General features: G+C 70.9%; 4 protein-coding genes and 1 pseudogene. 4 read left to right on the top strand and 1 reads right to left on the bottom strand.

Annotation, left to right across the window (positions count from 1 at the left end; genetic code table 11):
* Positions 1-11116 (top strand): annotated as a pseudogene (locus tag ACFY3I_RS41530) (hypothetical protein); the annotation flags it as partial.
* 71 nt (positions 11117-11187) lie between these two features.
* Here ACFY3I_RS41530 and ACFY3I_RS41525 read toward each other — a convergent pair.
* Positions 11188-12597, bottom strand: coding sequence for a DUF6461 domain-containing protein (locus ACFY3I_RS41525; RefSeq protein ID WP_390866152.1), 1410 nt, complete (start codon positions 12595-12597; stop codon positions 11188-11190).
* A gap of 370 nt (positions 12598-12967) precedes the next feature.
* Between ACFY3I_RS41525 and ACFY3I_RS41520 the strand changes: the two genes are divergently transcribed.
* The 3 genes from ACFY3I_RS41520 to ACFY3I_RS41510 all read left to right on the top strand — a co-directional run bounded on the left by ACFY3I_RS41520 (position 12968) and on the right by ACFY3I_RS41510 (position 16587).
* Positions 12968-14665: an amidohydrolase gene (locus ACFY3I_RS41520; RefSeq protein ID WP_390866151.1), complete on the top strand. Its 1698-nt coding sequence runs from the start codon at positions 12968-12970 to the stop codon at positions 14663-14665.
* Between the two features lie 411 nt (positions 14666-15076).
* Positions 15077-15544: an SsgA family sporulation/cell division regulator gene (locus ACFY3I_RS41515; protein ID WP_390866150.1), complete on the top strand. Its 468-nt coding sequence runs from the start codon at positions 15077-15079 to the stop codon at positions 15542-15544.
* A gap of 194 nt (positions 15545-15738) precedes the next feature.
* Positions 15739-16587: a Bax inhibitor-1/YccA family protein gene (locus tag ACFY3I_RS41510; protein WP_390866149.1), complete on the top strand. Its 849-nt coding sequence runs from the start codon at positions 15739-15741 to the stop codon at positions 16585-16587.
* Positions 16588-16686: the final 99 nt, after the last annotated feature.

The raw sequence follows: 16686 nt of genomic DNA, 5'->3' as shown, positions 1-16686 counted from the left end.
CACCACCAGCAAGGAAACCACCATCGGCGCGACCGGCGGCGAACTCCTCGGCCACGCCAAACACCCCGTCCTCGCCGGCATCCACACCACCATCAAGACCGCACTCCACGACGGCCTGAAACTCCCCCAGATCCTCGTCGGCCAGACCAACACCGCCACAGCCGGCGACCTCCTCACGCCGCCGTCCCGGAACACCACGCGTCCCGATACCGGCGAGAGCGCCCCGGCCGGACCCGACGGCACCACCGTCACCCTCGACACCCCTGCCTTCAGCGTCCCCACCGTCACTCTCGACACCCCGGCCTTCAGCGTCCCCACCCTCAGCGCTCCGGTGCTCAGGAACCCCGCGGATCCCGGCACGCGCATCACGATCCCGGCCGACACCCTCCGTACCGACGACACACGAGCCGACACACCGCGGACGGACACACCCCGTCCGCACGAGACCGGGCAACCGGCCCTCGCCGGACAGCCAGACGCCTCCACCCTCCAGGGCATCACGGGCACCTCCCCACCCGCCCCCGTCGACAAGGGCAAGGCACGCGCCACCGAACCCACCTTCCTCGGCGCAGACATCCTGCGAACCGCCGACACCCGTCCGCTGACCCCCGATGAGGCCGACGCACTCCACGACCATCTCCGACAGTCCCTCGGCGACCAGACCTATCGCCGGATCATCACCCAGTCCTCCGGCATCGTCGGCCGCGTCATCGACATGCCGGTCAGCCTGACCGGCGGCCTCGCCCAGGCCGCCCCCACGGCCCACACCGTCCTCACGCACGTCGCAGCAGTCCTCGCCCGGCACCAGGACGACCCCGACACGGCCACCGGTCTCGCCCACGACCGCGCCCGCACGCTGCGAGACCAGCTCGGACTGCCCAGCCGTCCCTCCCCCGGCCTCATCGGCGGCTCCCCCCGCTTCCGCATACTCACCGAAACCGTCACACCCAAAGGCCCCGAAGGCCCCGAAGGTTCTGAAGGCGTAGACGACGCTGTCGCACCGGCCGATGCCGGAGCCAAGCCCGCAGCTCCGGAACAGCATCCTCACTCGGTCCACCGCAGCGTCCCGGACCCGGACCCGGACATCAGCGACCTGGTCTTCGTCGCCCTCACCGACCCAGCGCAACGGGGGGCGGCGATCGAGACGACCGTCCTGACCGAATCCGCCCCGCCCCTCGGCAAGCCGCTCCCGCCCACCCCCGACAAACCGCTACCCCGCACCCCGCTGCCCGCCCACCCGGATCCGGAGGAGGAACTGCCGCTGCCCCCCACCCGGATGACCGCCAACGGCCAGATCGGTGGTGCCGACCGGGTTCTGCCGTCCCGCGCCGTCGCGGAACGCGTCACGCGGGACCTCGTGGCGCAGCTGTGGGAGGCGCTGGACCTGGAGGAGCGGGAGGCGCTGCGGGCCGACTGGCAGGAGCAGGTGCAGCGCGAGATCTGGCCGTCGCTGTCGGCGATGACCCGTGGCCAGGTCCGCACCCTCACCCTGAAGGCGGCCGGGTTCAGCGGTGACGTCCCGGTGCGGGCGAGGGTGACGAACGCCGTGACGGAGGGGAGTTTCAGGAGCATCGAGTTCGAGGACGGAAGCGAGTCACAGATCCGCGACGGCTTCCAGCGGGAGGCTCGCTCAGCGGTCACCCTCGGCCTGCTGGTCAAGGGCAAGCCCGCGGAGCACACCGATCTGACGGGGTATCTGTCCTCGAACTGGTCGTTCACCGAGTCGCACCGCGTGGTCTCCGGCGGGCGGCTGTTTAGCCGCACGAAGACCTCGGAGGCGGCGTTGCGGATCAGCACCGAGGTCCAACTGGACTTCGACTTCTCCTCGGTCCGCTCCGCCCTCGGCACACACTTCCCCCTGCACTCCGCGGGCGGCGAGCGGATCACCCGAGTCCGCGTGTCCGCCTCCGTACCCGTGGCCACCGGGATCGGCGAGGTCCTTCCGCTGTCCGCCGCCTCCGACACCGAGCACTACCGGCCTCCCCTGCGCATCGAGCAGACCCTCGCGCTGGGCGGCATGGACACCGTCCGCGACGTGTTCCTCGTCGACGCCGACGGCGAGCGGTCCTCCGGCATCCTGCACACGGCTCTGCTCGGCACCGCGGATTCCCCCTTGTCGCTGGAAACCTACGGCCGGCGGACGTTCGGCGACGACTGGAGCAGGATCCGGAAACTGGTGGTCGACCGCGTCATCGACTGGGACGTCCTCCAGTACCGGCTCAAGGGCCTGACGGCGGGCGAGGCGATGGAGATCGACCTGGGCAGGGAGTGGGGCACTCTGCTGGTCTCCGCGGAGATCGAGTCGATGAAGCACGTCCGCAACACCGCGAGGACGGAGTTCAACACCGGCTCGGACGTCACCCGCGTCTTCTCCGACGCGAAGGGCTCGGACCGGAGCTTCCGGGCCACCACCGTGGCCCAGAGCGCCGACCTGCACGCGGGCCCGACGTCGGTCACCGGCAATGTCTACGGCGAGTACGACCGCGAGGGCACCGCGATCGGGCAGCAGTCGGTACGCAGCGGCATCGCGGTCAAGACGAAGGTGCCGGGTGCCGTCTTCGACGGCGTCGCCACCCTCGGTTTCGTCCATCGCGCCGACCCGCACGGGGCGACGCGGCAGGCACGGCGGGGGGACCCACCGGCGGCCGCCGGCGACAGTGCGCCGAGCGCGGAGGTCCCGGCCGCTCCGCCACGCCATGGGGCGCGGGCACGGATCGGCTTCCAGGTGCTGGTGGACGCCGCCGACGCCCGTCCGGTACCGGAACCGACGCCGTTCACCGCCACCGAGCGGCCCCCGGGGCCGCGGCGGATGACCGGAACACCCCTGCGGCCGAAGGACACCGCCTGGCAGCCCTCGCCCGAGGTGTGGGAGGAGCTGCCCGCCCACACGGTCGTCCTCGACGTCCTGTCCGGAGAGGACCGGACGCTCTCGGCCGCGGGCCTGCGCAGGCCCGGTGAACTCGTGGACGGCCTCGGTCGTGACTACTTCGGCACCCGCTGGACGACCGTCCGCCCGGCCGCGCACACCATGACGACACGGGAGCAGCTCGCCGCGGTCCTGCCGCAGGCGATCCGGGGCACCACCGCCCGTAGCGTTCCCCTGCCGACTCCGCTGCGCTCCGACGCCCAGCTGTCCCTGAACGCACGCCTGGAATCGCTGGAGTACCTGGGTGTGCTGGACACCGCCGAGGTGAACCTGCTCAGCGACGTGACGGGCGAACTCGCCCACCGCCTCGGCTCGGCGGTCACTCACGGTCAGTGGGTGCAGGGCGGGGCGCAGCCCGACCTCACCCCCGACGTCACCCTCGCCGTCCACGCCCCCGGTGGAGGTATCGCGCACCGGTACCGCACCGGCTCCGGTACGTCCGGGGGTCACAGCAGTGTGGCCAGTGCCAAGTACCCCGAGCCGATGGTGACGTACATCGCGACGGTGAACCTGGCCGCCGGCCTCGGTGGTGGCGACGACGCGACGCCGTTCGAGGGCCGGACCCAGGTCCGCCTGCTGCTGGCTTTCCCCCGGTCCCACACCCGGCGTTTCGAGGTGGGGCAGGACGGCGCCGGACCACAGGTCTTCACCCGGCCGTCCCCCGTCGCCGACGGTCCGCCGCCGGTGCACGAGCCGTCCACGGGCGACACCGGCGCACGGCGCGCGCAGGACACGGAACTCGCCTTCCAGCCCCCGGCGCGGGTCACCGGGAGCGGCCGTATCGGCAGCTCCGACGTCGTCGTCGAACTGCCCGGAGACCGCGTCGTCCAGGGACTGAAGGAACAGCTGTCGGGCGCGTTCGGTACCCGCTGGCCGGACGTCGAGCGCGACATCACCCGTTTCTTCGACTCGATCGCGCTCCAGCCGAGGACCGCGGGCCTCACCTCGGGCGAGACCTGGGGCAGTGTGTTCAAGGCGGGGGCGGTGACCGCCGACATCCGCGTCACCGCGGCCCGGGCGGAGATGACCCGGTACGTGCGAGTGGAGAAGGACTTCGAGTTCGAGCAGGGCACCGAGTCCGTCGGGGCGACGTCGAGCCACCAGGACCGCAACGTGCGCCGCACACTGTGGCAGCGTGCCGGATTCAAGGTTCCGCACGTCTCCGTGGTCCTCGGTCACGTGCAGCACAGGGAGTTCCTGACGGGCAGGAACGCCGACACCCGGGGCGGGGTCGTCTCCAAGGACAAGACCGTGGAACCGGCTGCCCTGTTCGACGGCAGGGTGACCTACACGATCGAGGCTGACCTGTCACACGTACTCCCCGGAGCCGGTGACGGCAGGCGCACGTTCACGGTCGTCAGTGACGGCCGGTTCGCCTTCCCGGTGCGGGATCTGCCCGTCGACCCGGCGACGGGTCAGCCGCCCCGGCCCACGCAGTTCCACGGTGTGCCCGAGCGCATCGCGCGGACCCATCGGCTCGGTGCCGACGACGTCGTACTCGACGTACGGCCTGTGACGGCGGGCCGAACGGAGGTCCAGGACACACCGGCGGCCGCACCGGGCGTCCACCTGGTGGAGGACGTGCTGCGTCAGCTCGACGCGTCCGGGCCCTCCGTGTTCGGCTCGGACAGGAAATGGCGGGCCGCGCGGCTCAAGCTCGCTGAACGCCTGCACGCCTCGGAGTTCCACCGCCGGCTCAGATCCATGATGTCTGGTCAGCCATGGATCCTCCGGGTGAACGGCCGTGAGCTGGCCATCACCGCCGGTGTGCGGGAGATGAGCCATGTCGCCGACACCGACGCCACCGAGTTCCACTCGGCGGTCCTCGACGTGGAGGGCGTGGAACACACGGACACACATCTGCACGGGCCCCAGGTCACCGCGCGGGGCACCAACCTCACCGTCGTCGGCACCTCGGATCCGGTCGGATCCGCACCCGCCGAGATCTTCGCGGGCGGAACCCTGGCCCACACCACGCAGGACGAGGACTTCGCGGACACCTCCACCGGCGTGCGCTCCGTCGCCGGCACCAAGACCAAGGTCCCCGGCAGCGTCTTCGACGGAGTGGCGCGGCTTCGCTTCGAATTCCGCGACCGCTGGCGGCCGTTCGGGCCCGGTGTCGACCAGCGGATACCCGAGGACACCGGCCGCAGGCAGCGGGAGATCGGCCTGCTGCGCGACCGCCTCGCCGACGCCCAGGACCGCCTCGACGCTCAGGAACTCCGGGTCGGACCACTGATCGACGAGTTCAACCGGAGTCACGACGGGGCGGGCGCACGCGTTCCGGGGCGGGACGCGGGCCGCGCACCGGAGGTCGGCGGGCTGGGCCGGGAACTGCACACGGTCAGGACCCTGAGGAACGAGGTCGACTCCCTGCGGGCCCGACACGACGCCGCGCTCGGGGAACAGACCGACCGCATCCGGGCCGCGGCCGCCGCGAGACTGGAGGCCGGGGGAAGAAACGGTTTCCCGTCGATGACGAGCAGGACCTTCGGGGTGCGCGCGCGCAGGGTCGGCGAGGCCGACATCGCTTTCCAGGCCGTGGTGCAGAGCGCCGACACCGTCACCGTCGCGACGGTCGGCCAAGCCGGGTTCCGTGCCCCCCGGCCCGGGGTCGGCGGCACGCCGCCCGCCCGTCCCGAACCGGCGACGCGGAGCCCCCGGACCGTGCCGCGGCCACCCGCCTCGTTGTGGATCGACGGCATGACGGACGGTCAGCTCGTCCGTGATCTGCCCGACGTCGGATCCCTGCGCGGCCTGCTCGACACCGCGGGCCGCGCGGCGTTCGGCGGCGCGTGGACCCGCTCGACGCGCGTGGGCGAGCGGCGCGGCGATCTGGTCATGGCCGAGTTCACCAAGGACCGTCTGGCCGAAGCGCTGCCGCGCCTCACCCGGGGCGGTGAACTCAGAAGCTCGACGTTCCGGGTGAACGGCCGCGAGGCATGGGTGTCGGCCAGGGCCGAACTGCTCGACCTGGCGCACACCCGTCCGGAGCCCAAGGCCGAAATGGTCGTGGCCAGCGAGAAATACGCCCTCTACAGCCGCCGGGGCCTGCATTCAAGGCAGTTCTTCCTCGTGAGCCAGTTCGGCGCGCTCGCGAGCGCCCTGGAAAGCAAACTGGGCGCGGCTCTGACCTTCGGCGGCGGTTTCCGGCACCGCAGCCGGGCGGACCAGGTGGCCGGCGGCCGTACCTTCGTCAACGCGAAGATCCCGACCCCGCTCGAACACTTCGACGGGCACGTGAAGTTCACCTTCGCCTTCCACCAGGGCGCGACCTCCCAGGAGGCCGCAGGCGTGGTACCGGTCGGCATCTCGGTCCCGGTCCCCCAGATCACCGAAACCGCCGGCGTCCCCCCTCACACCACCGACCGTGTGCCGGGCACCGCAGCCGCGGTGGGCGCGGAGCGCCCGGCGTCCGGTCCGGTACCTCTGGCCGCCGTACCATCCGGTGCAGACGCGTCCGTGACGCACGGCCTTCCGGCCCGTCTTCCCCACACCCCCGAACCGCGCACTCCCGAACCCGTTCCTGACGGCGCCGAGCAGTCCGTCGACGACTCCTCGCACAAGGGCAAGACGCGAGCCTACGTCTGGGAGGGCGCCGGACTCCGGGACGAGGACGCCGAGGTCGACGCGGCCGCGGCTGTCACCGACGCCCGACGAGCGCTGGCACGGGCGGCCGCCGTCCTGGACGGCGTGCGGACACGTCTCCGCCTGGGCACCGGCACTTCCACCGAGGCCACGGCACTGGCACGGGCCCTTGCCGCCTACGACGGTGCGGTACACGACCTGGCACAGGCACGGGCGCACTGGTCCGAGACGACGAACGGACGCTCGTTCCCCGAGGTACAGCCCTACGAAGGGTCCGGTCTCGGCGGTGGCGCCCCACTCGACCATCTGTGGCGGCTCCTCGGCTACCCCGATGCGGCGAGCACGGAGGGTGTCGTCCTCTCGGTGCGGCCGGTGCCCGCGTCCAGCCATCTCGCGTTCGGCACCGGCCGCGGTATCCGCCACGCGCTGATACCCGGCGGCCGCGATCTGACGGTGGCACACTGGCTGCATCCCGAGTCCGCCGAAGGCCTCTCCACGGGCGAGGACGGCAGGACGCACGTGTACGGGAACGAGGTCAGGGCGGAGCAGGATGCCCTGGCACGCGCCATCACCGCGGCCGCGGAAGAGCCCGCCCTGCTGTCGGTCCTGGCGGAGCGCGGCAGGTCGCTTCAAGAGGACATGAGGCTGTTCGAGACCCTCGTGTCGCGCCCGGAGATCCACAAGCTGCTTCCGTCGCAGCGGGCGGCCGTGGTCATGGCGGAGCGGCGCGGCCTGCGAACGGTGGAAGCGGACCTGGACCGGCTGGCCGGGAACATGCGCGGGACCACAGGTGAGTGGGCGTGGGCCCGGTCCTACCCACAGGACCGCTCGGGGCTGCGTGCACTCCTCACGAAGGCCCACGACGTCCTGAGAAACGACATGTCGCTGACGGTCAACGTGGACCTGGGCTGGAGACTTCCGGACGGCCGTACCGTCCTGGACTCGATGACCGAGGGTCCGCGTCTGCTGCGCAACGCATGGGAGGTACTTCCCGACTCGGCCCCCCAGGATCGCGGTTCCGCCGAGGAGGCCCTGGGGTATCCCGCGACCGTCAAGCGGACTCGAAAAGCGGGGGGGACGTATTACCGGCCCGATGCCCGTCACACAGGCGCGTTCGCCCCGACGCCCTCGGACCGCGCGCAACTGCCGAAATACGCCTCGCTCACCTCGAAGTACCTGCCCACGGGCGCTTTGGCATACGGATCGACCGTCTTTCACCTCAAGCACGCCCTCATGCAGAGGGCCACGTTCACACCCCGGGACAGCATCGAGCTGGCGAACGGGGGAGCGAACAGCGTCACCGGCTCGACGAACCTGCTGCCGTTGCTGAACGAAGGTCTTCCCGATCTGGTCCGGCTGGTGTTCGCCGAGGCGACCGACTTCCGCCACGACGCGCGGCTGCGCGCGCTGCGGGACGAAGGCGGGCTGCGATCCGCCGTTGCCGGCTACTTCGAGGCGCAACTCCACGGTGACGTGCACTGGGAGGACGTGGACCGGATCGTCCTCGTGCCCCGTCCGGGAGAGCCCGTTCAGTCCCGAAAGCTCCGCCTGGAGGAATTCGCGCGGGCGGGCGGGCACACGTTCACCATCGAGGTGTTCGCTCCTGAGCCGCCTGTGCACCGCGTCTCCGGTCCACCGGCCGCGTCGTACACCAGCGGGCCAGCGCACCGGGATCCGCAACCAGGTCCGCAACCAGGTCTCCCGGATACCGGCCCGACCGACCGGGGCAGGAGCCACGCCGGCGACCAGCAGGACAACGACGGCGCGGGAGAGCTCCGCGAGAGTGCTGCCACGGAGCCTGGCGACACGGACCACGGCATGGACGTCCTCCTCAAGGCCCACGCCGAGGCGGTGAAGGCGGTCGAGGCAGCGGACTCGGCCCTGAACAAGGCCTACTCCGAGTACATGTCTCTGGTCGGCCAGGGCGACGCGGCCGACCCCACCCAACGCGCGGCGGCCTTCACGGCGTTCAGCCAGGCCGAAGAGGCCGTGAACCAGGCCCAGACGCATCTCGACCGCATCGAAGCCGAGGCCGAGGCCTACGCCGACGCCCACACCGACAGCCCCGGCTCCGAACCCGCTCCCGACGTGAGCGCCCACCCACGGCCGGACTCCCCCGAACCCCTCCCCGACCACGACCACCCCACCCACCAGAACGCCCAGAACGACCACGACGACCAGGCGAACGACGCGCATCCCGAGGCCGAGGCCGAGACGTGGACCGAGGCCCGTACGACGCTCACCGCCGCCCGGCACACGTTCGTACGAGCCGCGTTCGACCTGCACGACGCCCGCGTCCACGACGAACAAGCCCCCCATGACTCCGCCGGCACCCCGCTCGCCTCTCCCCCGGACACCGACGCCGACACCAACACCGGCACCGACGCCGACGCCGACGCCGACGCCGACCGGCTCCAACGCGCCTGGAACACCTATGTGGCAGCCGAACTCACCCTGTTCGAAGCCGAGATGCACTGGGTCACCGTGAGCGACGGCCTGCCCCTCCCGAAGCCGCCGCGGTCCTACGAACCCGGACTCGCACTTCCCGACGACCGCACACCCCACGAGCTGGGCGAACTGCTCGGTGACGTGCACCGGATCTTCGACACCCCGCCCCGCGCCCAGGGCGTGATGAAGTCCCCGCCCCGACACGTCCCGTCAGCCACCCACACGGCGCTCACCCCAAGGCAACTGGGAGGCAGCTATCCCTTGATCCCCAGCGGCCAGGACCTGTCGGTGGCGCACTGGCTTGTCCCCGGCATCGGCTCGGCCCAGCACCGGCTCACAAACGGCGCCGACGGCACACAGGCCTTCGAGACCGTACGCGACGAGGCGTACGAGGCCGACGTCAGGGCAGAACGCAACGCCCTGGACGAGGCTCTCGCCGTCAGCGAGGACGGATCTCCCCTTCAGGAGGCCCTGCTGCAGCAGCAGAGGTCACTGCGGGAGAACATCGGCGTCTACGAGATCCTGAAGTCACGACAGCAACTACGCGACCTGCGCCCCTCGCAGCTCGCCTCGGTCGTCATGGCCGAACGACGCGCGCAGCGGAACCGGTCATCGGACATGGAAGAGCTGACCAGCCGTCTGATGAACGGCGCTGAGCAGGGCAGACACTGGCAGTGGACGGATCTCTACCCCTTTGATCCGGACAATGTCGTCGGCTTCGTGTCGCAGGCGGAATCCTTCCTGAGAGATTCCACGCACCTGATCGTCAACGTGTCGTTGGACAAGGTGCTCCCGAGCGGCGAAACAGTGCTGAGCGCCATGCTCTCGGGCGGACGGATGCTGCGCAACGCGTGGGAGGTCGGCGTGAACGTGGACGAGTACCTCGACGATCGCGCGGGAGTGGAGGAGGCGCTGGGTTACCCCGCGACGGTCAAACGGAGAGCGGACGCGAAGGGAATCTATCCCGTTCCTGCCGGGACCGCCCTCAGCGCGACCCACGCCCCGACTCCCGCGGACCGCTCGGAACTGCCGATCTACGCGAACCTCAATGTGCGGTACCGCCCCAAGGGTCTGACGGCGTACGGCAACGCGGTCTTCCACATCAAGAGCGACCTGTTGGGCCGCGCCACCTTCACCCCCCAGGACAGCTTCAACGGAAAGGAAGGGGCGCGGAGCATCACCGGCTTGTCGAACCTGCTGCCCCTGCTGCTCAAGGGCGACCCCGCGCTCGTCAGGCTGGTGTTCGCCGAGGCCACGGACTTCCGCTACGACACGCGTTACCGCACCTTGCGTGAATCCGGCGACCTGGACAAGGCTCTCTACCTGGGCTACTTCGAGGCCCAACTGCACGGCGGGGTGGACTGGAACGACCTCGACCGCATCGTCCTCCTCGACGGCGAATCCCCCGGCACGACGGCGGAGACGAGGCACCGGCTGGAGGAGTTCGCGCGGGCCAACGGCCACTCCTTCCTCGTCGACACCCTCGTCGACGCCGAGACCCCGGACTCATCTGACTCACCGGTCGCACCCGCACCCGCACCCGCACCCGCCCGCAACGACACCACCCCCCGGTTACCGGCCTCGGACTCGAACACGCCGGTGGCCTACGAAGAAGAGGGCGTCCACCCCAGCGACGACACGCACCGCGGCATGGAGCACCTCGCGGAGGCCCATGCCGAGGCGCGGGAGGCGGTCGACGCGGCAGGCTCGGTCTTCGACAGGGCCGCCTCCGCGTACATGGCCCTGGTCCACCAGGGCGACGCGGCCGATCCCGCCCAACGCGCCGCGGCCTTCGCGGCGTTCAACCAGAGCGAAGAAGCCGTGACCCGGGCCCGGACACACCTCGACCACATCGAAGCCGAGACCGAGGCATACGCCGACGGCCTCACCGACGACGCCTCGGACGACCACGCGCGGCGGTCGCTCGACGCCGCGACGGCGGTCGCGGAGGCCCAGCTGACCCTGGAGAGGGTCACGTCCACGCTGGACGAGATCCGGGCACGCATTCGGCGGGGTGTGGGCGGAAGCGACGACGAAACGCGGCTGGGGCCGGCATACGACGAGTACGTGTGGGCCAGTCACCGGCTGGACGACGCCAGGTCGCAGTGGCAGGAACTCACCGGCGGCGCGCCGCTCCCGCGGGTTCCGCGGTAGAGGAGCGGGTACGCGGCCGGCGCCCGTACCCGTGCCGCTGTCCCCGCCGGGAGCCGGGACGTGCCAGCCCGCTACTGCTCGAACACCGCGCCAGGGTGTACGCCCGCGAAGTCGGCCGCGCGCAGCCGTACACCCGCCGCCAGGCAGGCGACCTCGACGGCCGTCGGGAGGAAGACGCGGCCCTCGTCCTCCCGGTGGACCCCCACACCGATCCGCTCCATGAACGGCACGAAAGCGGCCGGCTCGGTGCCCTTGGCCGCCGCCCTCCCGCGCTCCAGCCGGCCGGAGTCACGCGCCCCGTACCGGGCGAGCGGGACTCCGTCCCGGTACCAGGCGAGGGACTGCCAGCCGTCGTAGTCCAGGTAGTGGACGATCGCGCTGGTGCCTCGCGACACCTCTTTGGCCCGTTCCAGGCTTGCGGAGCCGCACGGTTCGACGACCACGACATGCCGGTCCACGCGTACCGCAAGCGCGCTCCGCGGGTCCGTGTCCGGCTCGGCGAACGTCGCGTTCAGCAACTGCTCGTAGGTCAGGGCCCGGATGCTGTCGGCCGGGGCGCCGAACCGGCGCAGGATCTCCCGCTCGTCGGAGTGCTCCACGAGAGTGAGGGCGCACGGACCCTCGGACAGGTCCAGCAGGTCGAACCAGTCCCGGGGCAGGCCGGTTCCGGCCGGGCGCGGGGGCTTGGCGGCCTCCTTGGCCCGGCGGCGGGCCTCCGCGCGCCGGAGCCCGGCGAGCCGGGCCTCCTCGGCGGCCGTCCGGCTGTCGTGGAACTCGGCGCCGTTGTCGTCGAGCAGCACGACGTCTCCCTGATCGCGCACCACCACCGCGGAGATCCGGACCTGCGTGGGATCCAGCCGGTACCGGCCGGTCCAGCGCAGCAGGACCATGGAGTTGGTGCCCGCGCGCAGGATTCCGTCGGTGCCGAGGATGAGTTCGCCAGGTGTCCGCACCGGGGAGGACCAGACCCCCCGGTCTATGCGCTCGCCGGGAGAGACGAGGGTGGTCAGTCCGCCCGGGTCGTGGCTGAGCCGGTACTGGCCGTTCGGGGAGAAGAGCGGTTCGGACAGCCGCTGTCCGGGGAGCAGCCGGTCGCCGGTGGCCGGCGGGCAGGCCGCCAGTTCGCTCTGACTCAGGGGATCCCGGCTCCAGCGCAGGCCGCCGTCGGGGTCGGTGAGGACCAGGCGTCCTTGGTCGGTGACCGTCGCGGTGACCGCCCTGCGGTCGATGTCGCCCGAGACCCAGACGGGGATCCTGGGCCAGGCCTCGAGGACCAGACGTCCGTCGGGGTGCAGGGTGAGCTGTCCCGGCGCCGTGCCCGGCATGCCTATGTGCCACAGGTCCCGGCCCTCGGCACGATCCCGCAGGGCTGCCGTACCGTCCGGGCGGTGCTCCAGGGCGTAGACGCCGTCGGACGAGACGAGGGACCGGAGGTTCAGCGACTCCCCGGCCCTCAGCACGGTCGTATCGGTGGTGCTCATCACGGCCTCCTGCCAGCGGTGCCCGCCAGCGCACCTCGGCGCGCACGGGGAGGCGGCCGTCCTGCCGGGGGAGACAGGACGGCCGCCAGGTGCCGCCGCGCCTCGACCGCGCGGCCTGCCTCCGTATCCAAGGACGGATCCCAGGCTTCGATGGTTCACACCCCATCAGCTCCAGGAAACATGCTGGTGCCTCGTACTCCCGGTCCAGCGGCCACTTTCCCTTGAATCGCCGCTGTTCAGGGCTGAGTTGACGGCCGGACGCATGAATTCTCGACGAGTAGACACATATGATCCTTGGCGACATGTCACGATCACATGTCACGGAGCCGGTCATCCGGCTCTGCCCTCACACTTCGAGGACGAGACTGACGTGAACGACTTCCAACCCGGCCGCAGGCGCCTGCTGAAGATGTTCGGCCTCGGTGCCACGGCGACCACGGCGGCGATCCTCCAGGCCGACCCGGTGCTCGCCGCGACGCTCGGGTACGACGAGAAGACCGGGGTTTCCCCCACCTCTTACCGCGCCCCCAGGGGGCTGGCGAAGACCACCGCAGCCAAGCAGACCGCGCTGGACTGGATCTCGGCCAACGAGAGCGCGATCACCAAGCTCAGCGACGACGTGTGGCAGCACGCGGAGCTGTCGCTACGCGAGTGGAAGTCCTCCCTCGCCCACGCGAAGCTGCTGAAGGACAACGGTTTCACCGTGGAGTGGGGCGCGGCGGGCTTCCCGACCGCGTTCGTCGCCACCTACGGCACCGACGGCCCGGTCATCGGGTTCAACGCCGAGTACGACGCCCTGCCCGGCCTGTCGCAGAAGAAGGGCGTGGGCGGCCACGACCCGCTGGTCTACAACTACGACGCCTACGGCCCCACCTACGGTGCCGGCCACGGCGACGCCCACAACACCCTGGGGGCCGGCGGCACCGCCGCCGCGATAGCCGTCGCCCAGGCGATCCGGGCGGGCGGTCTCAAGGCCCGGGTCAAGCTGTTCGGCAGCGCCGGCGAGGAGCAGCTCGTCGGCAAGGCCTACGCGGTCAAGGAAGGCGTCTACGACGGTCTGGACGCGTTCCTGGACTGGCATCCCTTCAACATCACGGTGCCGTTCTGGAACACCACCAGCGCACTGATCTCGGCCACCTTCACCTTCCTCGGCGCCTCCGGGCACGGCGGCACCCCGCTCGGCAACAAGAGCGGCCTGGACGGCGCGCTGCTGATGGCGACGATGTCGGAGTACCTGCGGGAGAAGAACGTCGCTCCCTCGGGCCGCTTCCACTACGCCATCATCAACGGCGGTGGCGCGCCGAACGTGACTCCCGACATGTGCTCCATCTGGTTCTTCGTCCGCGAGGGCAGCCCGGCGCGAGCCCAGGTGCTCTACGACAAGATCGTGGAGTGCGGCAAGGCCGCCGCACAGGCCAGCCAGACCCGGCTGGTGCACAAGTTCCACTCCGCGACCTGGAACCTGCTGGCGAACAAGGCCGGCGCGGAGTTGCTCAACGACAACATGCAGCAGATCGGCGCCCCGAAGTTCACCGACGCCGACCACACCCTGGCCAAGGCCGTGCAGAAGTCGCTGGGCAAGCCCGAGGTGGGCATGCCGACCGACCTGACCCCGCTCGCTCCCCCGGCCGCCGCCTACACCGGCGGACTGGCCACGGACACCGCCGACATCAGCTGGCAGGCGCCCACCGCCGTGCTGCTGTCCGCGGCCTACCCGCCCGGCATCCCGAACCACAACTGGGGTGTCACCGCGACGGCGGCCACCAACATCGGCCATCAGGCGCTCCTGTCCGCAGCCCGCTACCTGGCTGCGGGCGCGGTCGACCTGATCGAGCAGCCGGACCTGCTGGACGCCATGAAGCAGGAGTTCAAGGACCGTACCGAGGGCATCGCGTGGGCCTCGATGATCCCGGACGGGAACCAGCCGCCGCTGTACGAACCGCCGGCCGAGTTCCTGAAGGCGACCGGGCAGAGCTGGCCGCCGAAGGGGGTGACCTGGCCGGTGCCGCCGGTGGTCTCCACCGAGCAACTCGGCACCACCGGTCCCAACCTCGCGCCGGTGACCTGACCCACCGTCCACTCACGACCGCGCCCCTCCTGACTCCTCGCCTGCGGAACTTCTCCCCTTTCGTTCCGCAGGCGGGGTCTCGCGCGCTCACGGCACCTTGGACACAGCACCGTATGAGATACATACCTCCTGAGGACATGCGGATGCGCGTCTACTGACGCCTGCCGGCGACCGCCGGTACGGCACCGGCAGACATTTGACTTACGTCACGTTCCGGGCGGCCGGTCGAAGACGTCCGCAGCACCTTTCCCGCACCCGCGGGCTGCCTCGGAGGCGTTCCGGGTGCGTCGTCATGCCGTCACCCGCCCGCCGGCCTCCCCCGCCTTGACCGTCAACTGACCGATGTGCCCGTCATTCCTCCGGCGAAGAGTGGTGAGCACAGACTTCGTCCCACGGAGGGGAACTCCTGTGATGCACCACGATCCGTCACCCCTGCAGGCGCGTTCGGCGCCCCGGCTCGTACCCTCGCTGTACCTGGATCTGGACCAGATGCTCGACGAGTTCACGCGGCTGCCCATGCGGGCGAAGTTCCACTTCGACCCGGACATGCCAGCTGTGATCACGGTCGAGTTCCTGGCGGAACGCGGACCGAGCCTGGTCTGGCTCGTCGGCCGCGAGCTGCTGCGCCTGGGGGTGACGGCGATGAGCGGTTCCGGTGACGTGCGGATGTGGCCCACGCTGCCCGGAGGCCGGCCGTCGTCCTGGCTTCTGCTCGAATCGGAGGAGGTCGAGGCGTTGTTCGAGGTGCCCACCGGCGCGCTGGCGCAGTGGCTCGACGAGACCTACCGGGTCGTCTCCGCCGAGTCGGAGATGGACGCTCTGAACTGGGACGACTTCCTGGGGGAACTGCTCGGCGGCCCGACGGCGCCGTCCGCGTGACCGCCAGCGGATGACCGCCTCCGGATCCGTTCGCGGATGGCTTGCTTCTCCCTGCGTCACCTGTCAAAGTGGTGACGAACAGGGTTGCCGTCGTCGGCCCGGTGCGTGGCCGCGCTCACACGTATGCCACCCGGGCACCCGAGGACAACGCTTTGCCGCAGGCCGCGAGTATGCGGCGGACGAGGAGGAAGAACGTGAGGACCAGCAACCCGATCTTTTCCCGCTGGGGCGCCACCCGCGCCGCGGAGCCGGCCCAGGCCCGCCGTCCGGTGGGCGTCACGGCCGGCGGACGCCCGGCGGACGAATACCTGACCAACCCCTACGCTCCCGGGGCGGACACACCTGCGGCCACCGCCCGCGACGCCGTCACGATGGACGACGTCATCGTCCGCACCGGAACGACACTCGGCACCGTGGCCCTGACGGCCGTCCTCTCCTGGCTGCTGCTGCCGGTCGACGAGGCGAACCTCGGACACTCGTACGGGCTCGCCGTCGGCGCGGCCCTCGTCGCCTTCGTCCTGTCGATGATCCAGGCCTTCAAGCGGTCGCCGTCCCCCGCGCTGATCCTCGGCTACGCGGCGTTCGAGGGTGTGTTCCTCGGCGTGCTCTCCAGCACGGTCTCGACGTACCTCTCCCCCGGTGTCGTCGTCCAGGCGGTCCTCGGTACCTTCGCGGTCTCGGCCGCCGTGCTCCTCGCGTACCGGATGCGCTGGATCCGCGTCGACCGGCGGTTCGCCGGCTTCGTGGCCTCCGCGGCGACCGGTTTCCTGCTGCTGCTCGCCGCCGACCTGCTCTTCTCCGCGTTCGGCGCGGGCAACGGGCTCGGCTTCCACAGCGGCGGTCTCGGCATCCTCTTCGGGATCATCGGCGTCGTGCTCGGCGCCGGCTTCCTGGCCCTGGACTTCAAGCAGGTCGAGGACGCCGTCGCCTACGGCGCACCGCGCGAGGAGGCGTGGCTGGCCGCCTTCGGTCTCACCACCACGCTGGTGTGGATCTACCTGGAGGTGCTGCGCGTGCTGACCCTCTTCAACAGCGACAACTGAGTTCCCCCCGGTTCCCGGCGCCGGAGGGGCACGCGCATCGCGCGTGCCCCTCCGGCGCACTTGTGCGCGGGCCGCTCCCTGAACCTCCCGGGCACCCGA

The sequence above is a fragment of the Streptomyces sp. NPDC001068 genome, from assembly GCF_042897315.1.
Taxonomy (GTDB): Bacteria; Actinomycetota; Actinomycetes; order Streptomycetales; family Streptomycetaceae; genus Streptomyces.
The sequence above is the reverse complement of the archived record's forward strand: the minus strand, read 5'-3'. Positions and strand labels throughout refer to the sequence as shown.